Annotated in this window: 10 protein-coding genes (1 of these 10 cut by a window edge); 6 read left to right on the top strand and 4 right to left on the bottom strand. The window is 44.9% G+C overall.

The annotated features are described in order from the left end of the window. Positions 1-6 precede the first annotated feature (6 nt). The 3 genes from MARME_RS18115 to lptF are packed head-to-tail and all read right to left on the bottom strand — an operon-like array spanning position 7 to position 4,038. Complete coding sequence (locus tag MARME_RS18115) at positions 7-1,848, bottom strand: sulfatase-like hydrolase/transferase (protein WP_013662717.1); 1,842 nt, start codon at positions 1,846-1,848, stop codon at positions 7-9. A gap of 13 nt (positions 1,849-1,861) precedes the next feature. Next, positions 1,862-2,923, bottom strand: a complete 1,062-nt coding sequence (gene lptG / locus MARME_RS18110) for an LPS export ABC transporter permease LptG (RefSeq protein WP_013662716.1) — start codon at positions 2,921-2,923, stop codon at positions 1,862-1,864. Then, positions 2,923-4,038: an LPS export ABC transporter permease LptF gene (lptF, locus tag MARME_RS18105; protein WP_148231050.1), complete on the bottom strand. Its 1,116-nt coding sequence runs from the start codon at positions 4,036-4,038 to the stop codon at positions 2,923-2,925. Before lptF ends, lptG begins: the two co-directional genes overlap by 1 nt. Positions 4,039-4,158: 120 nt before the next feature. Here lptF and MARME_RS18100 point away from each other — a divergent pair, with 120 nt between their 5' ends. The 4 genes from MARME_RS18100 (at position 4,159) to MARME_RS18085 (ending at position 9,828) form a co-directional block, all read left to right on the top strand. Then, a complete protein-coding gene (locus tag MARME_RS18100) occupies positions 4,159-5,619 on the top strand; it encodes a leucyl aminopeptidase (protein ID WP_013662714.1) in 1,461 nt (486 codons plus the stop codon). Between the two features lies 1 nt (position 5,620). Beyond that, positions 5,621-6,406 (top strand): phosphatase PAP2 family protein, encoded by a 786-nt coding sequence (locus MARME_RS21610; protein WP_013662713.1) that lies wholly within the window; start codon positions 5,621-5,623, stop codon positions 6,404-6,406. Between the two features lie 16 nt (positions 6,407-6,422). Then, a complete protein-coding gene (locus MARME_RS18090; protein ID WP_013662712.1) occupies positions 6,423-6,854 on the top strand; it encodes a hypothetical protein in 432 nt (143 codons plus the stop codon). Positions 6,855-7,044: 190 nt separating this feature from the next. Next, entirely contained in the window at positions 7,045-9,828 is a 2,784-nt protein-coding gene (locus MARME_RS18085; RefSeq protein ID WP_013662711.1) for a valine--tRNA ligase, read from the top strand. 152 nt (positions 9,829-9,980) lie between these two features. On the opposite strand, the gene MARME_RS18080 is transcribed toward MARME_RS18085, so the two are convergent. Then, the gene (locus MARME_RS18080) at positions 9,981-10,400 is read right to left on the bottom strand and encodes a CBS domain-containing protein (RefSeq protein WP_013662710.1); all 420 of its coding nucleotides are present in this window, start codon (positions 10,398-10,400) and stop codon (positions 9,981-9,983) included. Between the two features lie 205 nt (positions 10,401-10,605). Here MARME_RS18080 and tadA point away from each other — a divergent pair, with 205 nt between their 5' ends. Both tadA and purL read left to right on the top strand, forming a co-directional pair. After that, complete coding sequence (tadA, locus tag MARME_RS18075; protein ID WP_013662709.1) at positions 10,606-11,085, top strand: tRNA adenosine(34) deaminase TadA; 480 nt, start codon at positions 10,606-10,608, stop codon at positions 11,083-11,085. A 100-nt stretch (positions 11,086-11,185) separates the two neighbouring features. After that, a protein-coding gene (gene purL / locus MARME_RS18070) for a phosphoribosylformylglycinamidine synthase (RefSeq protein ID WP_013662708.1) crosses the window boundary here: on the top strand, positions 11,186-14,561 show its 5' portion. The gene runs 524 nt beyond the window's last position; only the first 3,376 of its 3,900 coding nucleotides appear in the window; the start codon lies at positions 11,186-11,188; its stop codon lies off the right edge, out of view.

Here is a 14,561-nt window from a genome sequence, read left to right as displayed (position 1 = left end):
TCGGTTTTATTTATAAAAGCGACTTATTTCCTTTAGTACCGCCAGTGTTATGTTTGCGGGCATTTCTTTGGCTGTTTTATTCAAGTCTAAGTCGGTCACTTCATATTGCCCAGTCGGGAAGGTGGTGATGATCCTATCCTTCATGATCACGCCGTAGTTAAAGTAACTGTGTACGAGTAGCCACTCTCTATCGTTATTGTCGAATAAAGAGTGGCCGCTGCTGTAGCTGTCCATTGGTGCCTTGATGCCGAGTGCTTCAGTCATAATGGTTGGAACAATGTCATAGTGACTGGTTCTTTGATTGAACACTTGGTGCTTTTTGCCGGGCCATAATATGACCAATGGGACATGGGTTTGGTTTTGGGAGAAGTTGCTGCCGTGCCCCCAGTAATTTTTGTGTGTGTCGTTAAACTCTTCCCCATGATCTGATGTGATGATGACGATGGTGTTATCGAGCTTGTTGGTTTCTTTTAAAGTGTCGATGATGTGCTTAATCTGTCCGTCAATGAAATGCAGAGCGGTGCGGTAGCGGTTTCGGTATGGCGTTGGATCAAAGTCTTCATTTAGGGCTAGATGATCGACACGTTCCCAATAAGGTTGAAATCTTGGTTGGTAGTCTTCTGGTGGTGCATACCCATGTGCGGCATCAAAAAAGAGAAAACTAAAAAACGGGGATTGAGCTTCCTTTGCTAGTTTAACGAAGTTGTCGACTATCGTTTTATCTCTTTCATAGGGTGCGGCCCCCTCTGTTTTAGTTGCTAAGTTGGGAATGCTGCTGAACACGTTACGGTGAAACGAAGGGTTTATTATTGGGCCAGAGCTCCAAATGCCGGTTTCATAATTGGCTTTTTGTAGGGATTGAATAAACACGGGAGGGCGTTGTGCTGCGGTGAAAGCATCCCAATAGGTTCCAGGAAGGCCATAAAATAAACTGAAAATCCCTCCTTTGGTGACATTTCCGCCACTTTGGTGGTCTTTAAAGTACAGAGCGTCGTTTTGTTTTGTGAGGCTAAACGTAAAAGGCGTGACCGTTTCGTTGAACATGTCGCCCCGCCAAGCATCAATGGCGATGAACAGAATGTTTGGTTTTTTGTCTGCCTCGATTTTATAGCCTTCAGTGGGATAGTTAAGTTGGCCACCTTGCTCTTTCGCTAGAGGCGCGCGCTGACTGACTGTGTCTGGATCAATCCAACCTTGCTTCGCCATAAATCGTACCGCTGTTGCAGGTTCGTAAAGAGGCAGATGGCGTGTCATTGCTCTTATCTCGGTATTGCCATGTGCATCATACCAAGCGTGCATTGCATTTGCTGTGAGGAAGGAAAGTACTATGAAGCTATAAAAGCCTAATCGTAGGTGTTTTAGTCGCTTGGTCGTAGTAAGTCGAATGCTAAGCCAAAGCAATGCGGCACAAACGCTTGCAATTAGACTGATGACGCTCGTTATCAATAATTGCGTGACCCATGAGACAGAGACAACTTGGCTGCCGCCTTCGCCAAACACAAGGCTCCAGACAAACCCACCAAGATGAAAGCGGTACAGTTGATAGACTTGTGTGTCTGCGAATATCAATATTGAAATGAGTGTGCCCGTTCCCCACAAAATAACAATGTTTAGGTGCTTTTGCTTTAGTAAAGTGACTAACAGTGTTGAGCTAATAACCCCAAGAAAGCACAGTAAGCCGATCTGTCCTACGAAAGCGAAAGAGAGGTAGGTAGCACCTAAAGCACTGTTTACTTGAATAAACGGAAGATAGCTCAGTCCAATGGCGTAGATGAATAGAGTATAAAATAGCCCAAAGAGAAGGCTAGATTGCGCCCATTGAAGACGGGATAAAGCGTGTTTTTTCATGTTGTTTTGACTGTTAACCTTTTCGGCTCATGAGTAGTAGACCTATTGCAAAGCAAAGTGCGATTGGAATAGCGACGCCAATTAAGGGGGAGAAGCTGAGTGCAAGGCTCATTTTTCCGAAAAGGTTTAAGCCGTTTTGAAACATAATTCCGATGAGTACACCAGAGAAAATCCTGCCGCCCATGGTGGAAGAGCGCAATGGGCCAAAGACGCTGGACAGAGCGACAATCACAAGCGCGAAGCAGGCAAACGGCATCAGAGATTTGGTCCAAAACTCGAGCTGATAAAGTCCCGCGTTTAGTTCTTGGCCAGTTAGGTAGCTCTGATACTGATGCAATTCACTTAGTGACAGTGCTTCCGGCTCTTGAGAGGCTAGGAACAAATGGCTAGGTTTTAATGAGGCAGTCCATGGTACGGTTTCTTTGTAGCCCGTTTCGATTCTGTCACCTAAAAAATGCGTTTCTGTTACTTGCTCTAGTCTCCATTGGTTATCAGACAAGTGTCTGGCAAACTTTGCTTTTTGTATTTTTTCTAGGGCTTGTCCGTTAGGCGTGAATATTTGAATGTCATAGAGAACGCCTTCTCTATCAGCGGCATTAATGTAAACGAAATTACCGTCCGATTTGATCCAAACGCCGCCTGTTAGCGCGAACCTTCCTTCACTTTGTCCTCTTAATCGCTCAATTAAGTCGGCTTGTTGTGTTGCGTAAGGAGACACGTACTCCGAGATGCCAACGCCAATCAGCGAAATCAATAATATGGGTTTGCAGGCGGCAAAGCCTATTCGCCAGATGGGTACGCCTGTTGCTCTAATGACCGTGAGCTCTGAGGTGGATGCGAGTGCGCCTAGTCCAATTAGAGTACCAATTAGTGATGCAACAGGAATGTATTCTGCGAATTTGATCGGCGCCCGATATGCAAGAACCTGTAGCAGTGCATTCGTAGTGTAGCTGTCGTTTACTTTTTTGACTTGATCAATGAAAGTTAACGCAAAGTCTAGGCCTAAGAGTACAAAAATAACAGCAGCGAACGACCAAAGTACACTGCTGCCGATATAGCGGTCGAAGCGACTCATTAGATATTCTCCTTAGTGGTCGGAATTTTCGCTTTTTTGCGGGAGAATGTCTGATTGAATTGCAGGAATAGAAGATAGGCGATTATCGCAAAGGTACCGTGTGCCCACCATAGCCCTAAGTGAAGCGGGATTTTACCTTTTTCCAGTGCGGTTTTTCCCCAAATAAGTAAGCCTAAATACACAATCATAAGTAAAATTGCTGGAAGCATTTTGAAGAAACGCCCTTGGCGAGGATTAACTTGGCTCAATGACACGCCAATAATGGCTAGTATTGGAATCATGATGACCAAGGCGATGCGCCAATGTAATTCGGCGATGTATTTAGGGTTGTCTGAATTGAATAGTGCGGTCGTTGGAACGGCATATGCTTTATCAATGGTTCCTGGAGCTTTGTCTTCTAATCGAATGGCGTAAGTATCAAATTCCATAATTCGATAATTCGCTGCTCCTGGTGTGCCTTCATATCTCACGCCATCTTTAAAAATCAAATAGTTGAGCCCGCCTTCTGTTTCCAAACGAATCTGCTCTGCATTTTTTGCAATGGTTTGCACTGGGATGTCACGGCCGTTCTTGCGGACGAAATCTGAAAGGAAGATATTGTTCATCCAGCCTTCTTCTGGCGTAAAGCTGGCAACATAAGTAGTTTGTTGCCCTCGACCTTGAAAACGACCTGGTTGAATGAAGTCAAATGCGGTCAATTGGTCTTGCTCTTGGCGAGCGAGTTCCGCCTGATACTCAGAGTAAGGAGATAGCCAAAAATTCACAAAGGCACTGGTTAAGGTTAATAAACCTGCTATTCCTAATGTATAGACGGTAAGTTTTACTTTGCTTATACCGCTTGAGAACAAAATAGACATTTCATTTTCAATATACAGGCGTCCATACGCAAGCAGCAGTGATAAGAAAAAGGCGAGCGGAAGAATCATTTGTATGAAGCTGGGGACGTGAAAACCTAGAATTATGAAAAGGAACTCAAACGACATCTTTCCTTCAGCAGCTCGTCCTAAATAATTGACGAAACGACCGCTTAGAATGATAAGAAGGAGAATTAGAGTGACCCCAGCTGTTGACACGAGCACTTCTTTCGCCAAGTATCTGAATAGTCTCAAATTCACCTCAATGGATAGTTAGTTTATTACAAAGTGTTGATAGCAAATTATAGAGCCCCCATTATCTCGCGATAAAGTAGTGATTATCCAGTGTTTTATAAAAGTTATTAGAGAGAGGAAGTTTACATGAATACGGCATTGTTCGATCGTATATCCGCAGTAGAAGCAGACTTGTCGGTCGTTTTTGTACCAAGTGAAGGAGAGTTGCCGGAATCTACCGCATGGGTTGATGCGAAATCATCAGGGCAGATTTTGCAACTTCGAGAGTCTGAGGTGTTTAAAGGTTCGGTTGCTCAAACGCTACTGCTTCCTTCTATTTCTGAAGAGTTTGCATCCGCCGTTTTATTAGTAGGTATTGGCAAAGATGCGCTTTCTGACGCAAAAGCCAAAAAAGTGATTGCCGCTGTCTCTTCTCAGATTAAGGGGTTGCCTTTTGCAAAGGTTGCTGTCGCTCTGAGTGGTCTTACAATCGTTGATCGTGAAGCCGCGAATGTTCTTACACTGGCGGCTCAATGGCTAAATGAAGGTTTTTATGAATTTATTGGTTTCAAGCAAGACGATAAAGAAAAAGTAACAAAAGTCGAAACTTTGTTGCTAGAAGGCTCTGATGAATCCGCTATGTCGATCGGTGTTGCTACAGCGGCAGGATCTGCATTCACTCGTCAACTAGGCAACTTACCAGGTAATGTCTGTACTCCTAGCTATTTGGCATCTAAGGCTCAAGAGCTAGGTGAAGATTACGGTATTGATGTTGAGTTGGTTGATGAAACCAAAATGGACGAGTTGGGCATGCATTGTATGCTGTCAGTAGGTCGCGGTAGTGACCAACCTAGTTACTTGATCGTCATGCATTATCGAGGAGGTGCAGAAAATGAAGCGCCTCACGTGCTGCTAGGTAAAGGCATCACCTTTGATACTGGTGGTATTTCCTTGAAGCCCGGTGCCAAAATGGACGAAATGAAGTACGACATGTGTGGTGCTGCGAGCGTGTTCGGTACAATGAAAGCAATCTGCGAATTAAAACCTGCATTGAATTTCACGGCCGTTATCGCAGCGGCTGAAAACATGCCGAGTGGGCACGCGACTAAGCCGGGTGATGTCGTTCGTACTATGTCAGGTAAGACTGTCGAAGTGCTAAATACCGATGCAGAAGGTCGTTTGGTCTTATGTGATGCGTTGACTTATATTGAGCGTTTTGAACCACAATCCGTAGTGGATATCGCGACATTAACTGGCGCTTGTATTGTAGCGTTAGGTAGTGTTAATTCCGGCATGTATTCAAACAGTGATGTGGTCGCTGAGAGCTTGAAGTCAGCCAGTAAAGGCGCGGCGGATAAACTATGGCAGATGCCATTGGACGAAGAGTATCAGCAGCAACTTGATAGCAATTTTGCGGATATCGGTAATATCGGTGGTCCAGAAGCGGGCTCAGTGACGGCGGCATGTTTCTTGTCTCGCTTTACTGACGCGTATCCATGGGCGCACTTGGATATCGCGGGCACTGCTTGGACAGGTGGTGCTGCAAAAGGTGCTAGCGGTCGTCCTGTCGGCTTGTTAACTCAATATCTATTAAGCAAAGTGAGCTAATATGAAGAGCATCCAGCATTATTGGATGCGTCTTGCAGGAGTGCTGATCGTTCTGATTGGTGCTCCATCTGCTTATGCCGAGGATGGCTTTTGGGGACAATTATATGGAGAAGTAGTGCAAGACTATAAATCCTTTTATACCACTTCCACCCTTGGTGATCTTGCTCCAGGTCTTCTTGTTGCTGGCGTTATGGCGAATAGCAATATGGACGGATATATACAGGAAGAGATTCCTCATCATGATGATAATTTCAAATACGATTCACGTCAGGTGAATTATTTCGGTGATTCCACCAGAACCATTCCTAGTATTCCTATTTATTTGGGCGTGATGGGGCTTGATCACTGGTTGAATGACGGGCAAGAAAGTATTTATGGTGAATGGGGGCGATATTCTTTCCGTACTTTTATGGTTGGTGCGCCGTCTGGCTTCTTAGCGGCCAATATTCTTGGTGGGAGTCGGCCTACAGAAGGGCGCGATAGCGATTGGCGATTATTTGATGATGTGAATAGCATTAGTGGTCACTCATTCTCTGGAGCCGTACCCATGATCAATGCGGCTATGCTGGCTGATGGTACAGGCATGAAAACTTTGTTTTATGGATTGTCAATTCTACCGGGTCTTGCTCGCGTTGCGATGGATAAACATTACGCTTCTCAGGCATTATTAGGCTGGACTTTTGCTTATGTGAGTGCCAAAGTTGTACATCAAAATCGTGCAGATATCGGTGTTAGCTTAAGTTATTATCGAGATGCGCCTGTACTGACACTGATTAAAAAGTTCTAACTGGTTGGTTTTCTCTATGTCTGACATTGCTATACAAACATTAAATACTGAGCCTGATGAAGCTGTCTTAACAAATGCATTAAGAAATCAGGATGATATTCCGATTTTAATGGATGTCGTGGGTGGAAGCGATGCTGACGACTCTGCTGCTAATAGCGAATCTGACGTTTCTTCTTTAAACGATGCTAAGGGTGTAGAGTTCGTCGCTAGTACGATTGAGGAATTGCAAACGACAGGTGAAGTGAAAACGACGGCGGTTAAAAATCAGCCACTTTCTCAAGAAGCGTATTTCTCTAAATCTATGGACGGAGAAGCGTTAACCTCTACAGCAGCAGATGATAGTAAAGATAAAGAACATCTAGAGGCTGCAATTAAAACCGTATTAGAGCAAAAGCTACCTGAATTAATCACCGATGTTTTAGTCGAGTACGCCAAACGCAAGGGCTAATTTACACAGCGATCTCCGTTTCAATTATCTTTTTCTTTAGTAAGGAACGGCGTCCGATGCTTGAATGCAATCGCCCTAAATTAATCAGATCTCTCAATTGTGCGCGAGTGGGTTCCTCCATCCGTGCTGACACGCTATAATCCTTCGATTATTTATCAACCGCCATTCTATAGAGTTTTAAGACAGCATAATGGATAAGACTTACCAACCTCAGAGTATCGAAGCCCCAATTTACAAGCGTTGGGAAGAAAACAACTATTTCGCACCTAGCGGAAACGGCGCACCATTTTCCATTATGATCCCGCCCCCAAACGTCACTGGGAGCCTTCATATGGGGCATGCATTCCAACATAGTATTATGGATGCCATGATTCGACGTGCTCGTATGCAAGGGAAACAAACTCTTTGGCAGCCGGGTAGCGATCACGCTGGGATTGCGACTCAAATGGTCGTCGAGCGTCAGCTTGCGGCTCAAAATACGACCCGTACCGAGTTAGGTCGTGAAAAGTTCCTGGAGAAAGTGTGGGAATGGAAGGGTCAATCTGGTGGCACGATCTCTGATCAAATGCGTGTTTTAGGTGACTCTGTCGACTGGTCTAAAGAGCGCTTTACAATGGACCCTGGCATGTCTGAAGCAGTTCAGGAAGTGTTTGTACGCTTGTATGATGAAGGCATTATTTACCGTGGCCAACGTTTGGTTAACTGGGATCCTAAACTTCATACCGCTATTTCAGATCTCGAAGTTATTTCCGAGGAAGAAAATGGATTCCTTTGGCATTTCCGTTATCCATTGGCCGATGGCGCTAAAACGGCAGATGGAAAAGACTATATCGTAGTTGCGACAACACGCCCAGAAACGATGCTAGGTGACTCTGCGGTGGCGGTAGCGCCAGATGACGAGCGTTATCAAAATTTGGTTGGTAAAAAGATCGAGCTGCCATTAGTGGGACGAAAGATCCCAATTATTGCAGACGATTACGTAGATAAAGAATTTGGAACTGGCTGTGTAAAAATTACGCCCGCTCATGACTTTAATGACTATGAAATGGGCAAGCGTCATGATCTTCCAATGATCAACATCTTGACTGATGACGCGTCGATTAATGAAAACTCCCCAGAGAAATATCGTGGAATGGATCGCTTTGACGCTCGTAAGGCGATTGTTGCTGATTTCGAAGCGTTAGGCCTTCTTGATAAAATTGATGATCACAAGTTGAAAGTGCCTCGCAGTGAGCGAGGAAATACGGTTGTTGAGCCTTATCTAACAAACCAATGGTATGTGGCTGTTGAATCGCTGGCGAAACCTGCCATTGAAGCGGTAGAAAATGGTGATATCCAGTTTGTTCCAAAACAGTGGGAAAACACCTACTTTTCATGGATGCGCGATCTTCAAGATTGGTGTATCTCTCGTCAGCTTTGGTGGGGGCATCAAATTCCTGCTTGGTATGATGCGCAGGGTAAATTCTACGTCGGAAAAGATGAAGCATCTGTTCGTGAAAAGTATAACTTGGGTAATGATGTTGAGTTAACTCAAGATGAGGATGTTCTTGATACTTGGTTCTCTTCTGCATTGTGGACGTTTGCCACTCAAGGTTGGCCTGAAGAGACAGAAGAATTTAAGCTGTTTAGTGAGTCTGATGTATTGGTGACGGGCTTTGATATCATCTTTTTCTGGGTCGCTCGGATGATCATGATGACGTTGAAGTTCACAGATAAAGTGCCTTTCAAAACAGTCTATATTACGGGGCTTATTCGTGATGAACGTGGCGACAAAATGTCGAAGTCAAAAGGCAACGTCATTGATCCACTAGATTTGATCAATGGTATTGATATCGAGTCTTTGGTGCAAAAGCGCACTTACGGCATGATGCAACCACGTCTTGCAGAGAAAGTTGAGAAAAACACGCGTTCTGCTTATCCAGAAGGTATTCAAGCTTACGGAACAGATGCATTGCGTTTTACGCTATGTTCTTTAGCATCGGGTGGTCGTGATATTAAATTTGACCTAAACCGTTTGGAAGGTTATCGCAATTTCTGTAATAAAATCTGGAATGCGACGCGCTATGTGTTAATGAATACAGAAGAAAAGGACTGTGGTCAGTCTGGCTCTGATGTGGAGCTTTCATTGGCAGATCGCTGGATTATCAGCCGTTTACAACAAGCAGAAGCGGCGGTAAATAAAGCCTACGATACGCATCGTTATGACCTTGCTGCACAGGCGCTTTATGAGTTTATGTGGCACGAATATTGTGATTGGTATCTTGAGCTTTCTAAACCTGTACTATGGGATGAGAATGCAACGGAAGCTCAGCTAACTGGTACACGTCGCACATTGGTTCGTGTTCTGGAAGCCTTTTTACGTCTAGCTCACCCAATGATGCCGTTCCTAACGGAAGAAATTTGGCAGCGTGTTGCACCTCTAGCAGGTGTTGAAGGTGAAACGATCATGCTGGCAGCGTATCCTGAGACAGATGAGTCGAAACTGGATAGCGCGGCTGAGGAAGATGTTGAGTGGCTGAAAGGGGTTATCGAGGGAATTCGTAATATCCGTGGTGAGATGGATATCGCTCCGTCTAAGCCTCTAAATATCTTATTCCGTAATGGCTCAGAGCAGGATAAAACTCGTATGTTGGCTAATACTGCTTTCTTGCAGAAATTGGCTAAACTTGAGACGCTGACTTGGCTCGAAACTGGTGAAGAGGCACCAATGTCTGCCACTGCGCTAGTGGGAGATATGGAAGTGCTTGTGCCGATGGCGGGTTTGATTGATAAAGATGCGGAGCTGGCTCGACTTCAAAAAGAAATCGATAAAGCGACAAAAGACCTACAGCGTATTGAAGGTAAGCTTTCTAACGAGAGTTTCGTTGCTAAAGCGCCAGAAGCGGTCGTCGCGAAAGAGCGCGCTAAATCAGACGACCTAAAGCAAGCGGTTGCTAAGCTTGAAGAGCAAAAAATATCAATTGAGTCGCTTTAATTCTATGTGAGCCTGCATTTGAATGCAGGCTTGAATAGCGACTTAGTACGATGTTAATAAAATAGTACGATGTTAATAAAAATGCCAAGACACATAGTGTGCTCTCGGCATTTTTTATACTGGGGTTGACGAAAAGAATTTGAGAGTGCCGCTTAAGCATCCTTTAAATAGGTGTGAGCGAGCTTTACGAAGTCGACGGGAGTAAGGATGCCGACGAGTTTATCATTGTCGACAACCGGAAGGCTTCCGTATTTGTTAGAGATAAAAAACTGGGCGGCAATGTCCAAATCAGTATCAGGGGTGAGTGTTAGGATATCGGTATTCATTGCGTTTTTTACGGGTGTTTGTGCTTCTTTTTTACTAAGTAGCTGTGTGCCAAACTGACTAACCAGATAAAAAGCATGCTTTAAATATTCACGTTGCGTTAGCATTCCTAGACACTGTCCGTCATTGTCGACAACAGGTAGGTTTCTGATGTTCTTTTCGGCCATCAGTTCTTTGGCTGTCGCTAAAGAATCCGTTTCTTTGATTGTTACTAGGTCGGTAATCATTAAATCTACAACTTTTTTCACACCTATAATCCTCACTAATCATTGAACTCAGTGTAGGGGAGAAAATGGAAAGCCTGCAACTTTTTAGTATGAGATTAGTTTGAGATAGATCAATGCGATAGAAGTAAGCGTGCGTATAAGTGGTATATGGTATTCTCTGTTACGAAGCCGGTGTCGTGTAAGCAGCTGGTAAAAGTAAGGCATAAAAAGTAAGAAGGTAAATGTTTTGGGTGATAATGACTGGATGAAAGCGGCATTGGCGTTGGCGGAAGAGGCCGCGCAGGAAAGCGAGATACCTGTTGGCGCCATTGTTGTGCAAAACGACGAGATTATAGGTCGTGGCTTTAATCGTCCAATAACAACGTGTGACCCAACTGCTCATGCAGAAATACAAGCGATCCGAGATGCGTGCGCTAATGTAAACAATTACCGCCTTCCAGGCGCCACTTTGTATGTGACGCTGGAGCCTTGTTCTATGTGCGCCGGAGCGATTGTGCATGCACGTATCGAGAAGGTTGTGTATGGTGCCACTGAGCCTAAAAGTGGCGTAACGGAAAGCCAAGGACGCTTCTTTGAGCAAGCGTTTCTCAATCATAAAGTTGAGGTCGTAGGTGGCGTGCTAGCGGAAGAGGCGTCACAGCAATTAACGGCTTTTTTTAAGTTTCGAAGAGAGCAAAAGAAGAAATTAAAACGATTGGTCAAATAAAACTGCTTAATGACATCCTGCAGCTACTATCACTCACTTACTCATTCATTTAAAATACCCCGCAAAATCCCCGAACTAACCATATGAGGTAACACTCGACATGCTAACCCTGCATGGCTCCGCAGCTCTTTCTGCGTTTCGTAAGGCTAAACTCCTTTCTAATGTACAAGCCGTTGCTCCAGGTGTAACGGATATTGATGCGCAATTTCTTCACTTTATTGAGCTAAATTCAGATGATGCGTTGTCTGAAAAAGAGCAGCTAATATTGGAACAAGCGTTGACTTACGGAGCTAAGACAGATGCCGTTAAGACGTCTGATCAAAGCGTGTTGGTTGTGCCTCGTATTGGAACCATTTCACCTTGGTCTTCAAAGGCAACGGATATCCTTCATAACTGTGGTTTGAACCAAATTGCACGTGTAGAGCGTGGCGTTCAATATTTTGTTCATGCTGATGCTGCTCTGTCGGATGAGCTTCGTCAAACGGTTGCTTCATTATTGCATGACCGTATGACTGAAAGTTTACTTGAATCAACAAGCCAAGCGTCTCAACTATTCAGTCATGCAGAACCTGCTCCAATGAGTAATGTTGATATTCTTGGTGGCGGGCGAGACGCATTAGTTGCGGCAAACCAAACATTAGGTTTGGCCTTGGCTGATGACGAAGTTGACTATCTAGTTGAATCTTTTGTTGAGCTAGGTCGTAATCCAAACGACATTGAATTGATGATGTTTGCACAGGCAAACTCTGAACACTGTCGTCACAAAATCTTCAATGCGTCGTGGACTATCGATGGCGAAGAGCAAGACCGCTCTTTGTTCCAAATGATCAAGAATACGCACGAGCACAATAGCGATGGCACTTTGTCTGCCTATAAAGACAACGCCGCTGTGATGGAAGGTCATCACGCTGGTCGTTTTTATCCTGCTCCTGGTTCGCAAGAATATGACTTCAGTCAGGAAAATATTGATATCCTGATGAAGGTAGAAACTCATAACCATCCTACTGCGATTGCGCCTTTCTCTGGTGCCGCGACAGGATCCGGCGGTGAGATTCGTGACGAAGGTGCGACTGGTATTGGTGCCAAGCCTAAAGCGGGCTTAACGGGCTACACGGTATCGGACCTTAAAATTCCTGGTTTTGAACAACCTTGGGAAAGCCAATATGGCAAGCCTTCTCGTATCGTAACGCCTTTGGATATTATGATCGAAGGGCCGATTGGTGGCGCTGCATTTAATAACGAGTTTGGTCGTCCAAACCTTCTTGGCTATTTCCGTACTTACGAGCAAAAAGTAGAAGGTGCAAACGGAGACGAAGTTCGTGGCTACCATAAGCCGATCATGTTGGCGGGTGGTCTTGGTAATATCCGCCGTGACCATGTAGAAAAAGACGAGATTGATGTTGGTGCGAAGCTGGTTGTATTAGGCGGACCTGCAATGTTGATCGGTCTTGGTGGTGGTGCTGCATCTTCTATGGCGTCTGCTGATGGTAATGAAGATCTTGATTTTGCTTCGGTTCAGCGTGGTAATCCTGAGATGGAACGTCGTTGTCAGGAAGTAATCGACCGTTGCTGGCAGCTAGGTGATAACAACCCAATTAGCTTTATCCATGATGTGGGTGCTGGTGGTCTTTCTAACGCATTGCCGGAACTTGTTAAAGACGGTGAGCGTGGTGGTGCATTTGATTTACGCAAAGTGCTAAACGACGAACCGGGTATGTCTCCGTTGGAGGTTTGGTGTAACGAATCTCAAGAACGTTACGTTCTTGCAGTACCGGCTGATCGTATTGAAGAGTTTGAGGAAATCTGTGCTCGCGAGCGCTGCCCATTTGCGGTTGTTGGTGACGCGAAAGAAGAGCTTCATTTAGAGGTACAAGACCCTCATTTTGATAATAAGCCTGTTGATCTACCTATGTCAGTATTGTTTGGCAAGCCGCCAAAAATGCATCGTACAGCCGAAAAGGCAAGCGTCAAAGGTGACAACTTCTCAGGCGAGAGTCTAGATCTAGCGGATGCTGCCAATCGTGTTCTTAGCCTTCCTACAGTTGCTTCTAAAAGCTTCTTGATTACGATTGGCGACCGCACGATTACAGGTATGGTTGCTCGTGATCAGATGGTTGGCCCATGGCAGGTTCCTGTTGCTGATGTTGCCGTGACGACATCCAGCTTGGACAGTTATACCGGTGAAGCCATGACAATGGGTGAACGCACTCCATCGGCTTTATTAGACGCTCCAGCGTCTGGTCGTATGGCGGTTGGTGAGGCTTTGACTAACCTAGCGGCTGCAAAAATTACTAAGCGTAATCATATTAAGTTGTCTGCTAACTGGATGGCGGCTGCGGGTCATACTGGAGAAGACGAGAAACTTTATCAAACGGTAAAAGCGGTAGGCATGGAGTTGTGTCCAGCGCTTGATATTGCTATTCCTGTTGGTAAAGACTCCATGTCGATGAAAACGGTATGGAAAGAGGATGGCGAAGACAAGTCTGTTACGTCACCTCTATCACTTGTTATTACTGCATTCTCGCCTGTAGAAGATGCGCGTAAGACATTAACGCCTGAATTGACTAACAAAGCAGACACCCAGCTTCTACTGGTTGATCTAGGTGCTGGCAAAAACCGTCTAGGTGGTTCTGTTCTTGCTCAGGTTTATAACCAAGTCGGTTCGACGGTGCCTGATGTTGATAGTGCGGATGCATTAGCTGGGTTCTTTGATACAACACAGGCATTGAATGGAGAGGGTAAGCTGCTTGCTTATCATGATCGTTCAGATGGTGGTTTATTTGCTTCCTTGGTTGAAATGTCATTTGCGAGCCATTTAGGCTTAGATGTAAACCTTGATTCGATCGCGTCAAATCAGCTTGAAGCAGTATCTGCACTGTTTACTGAAGAGCTAGGAGCGGTGATCCAAGTTAATAATAGCGATGCGCAAGCGATTGTAGATGCTTACGCTGCTAAAGGCGTGGCTGTTCATAAAGTGGCGACGATCAATGACAAGGATACGTTAAACTTTACTTTGAACAGTGATGTTATCTTGTCTCAAGATCGTATTACTTGGCAGCGTACATGGTCTGAAACAAGTTACCGCATTCAGGCTCTACGTGATAACCCTGAATCGGCACAGCAAGAGTTCGATAATTTGTTGGACGCTAAAGATCCGGGGTTATCAGCTTCTCTAAGCTTTGATGTAAATGAAGACATCGCGGCACCTTATATTTCTACTGGTGTTAAACCTCGCATGGCAGTGTTGCGTGAGCAGGGTGTTAATGGTCAAGTAGAAATGGCAGCAGCCTTCCATAAAGGGGGCTTTACGCCAGTAGATGTTCACATGAGTGATATTCTGTCTGGCCGTATTTCTCTAGAAGAATTTAAAGGGCTAGTCGCTTGTGGCGGTTTCTCATACGGTGACGTATTAGGTGCTGGTGAAGGCTGGGCAAAATCCATCCTGTTTAACGAGCGAGCTCGCGAACAGTTTGAAG

Source organism: Marinomonas mediterranea MMB-1, from assembly GCF_000192865.1.
In the GTDB taxonomy this organism is placed as follows: domain Bacteria; phylum Pseudomonadota; class Gammaproteobacteria; order Pseudomonadales; family Marinomonadaceae; genus Marinomonas; species Marinomonas mediterranea.
Note: the sequence above shows the minus strand (reverse complement) of the source record. Positions and strands in the feature narration are given on the sequence as shown.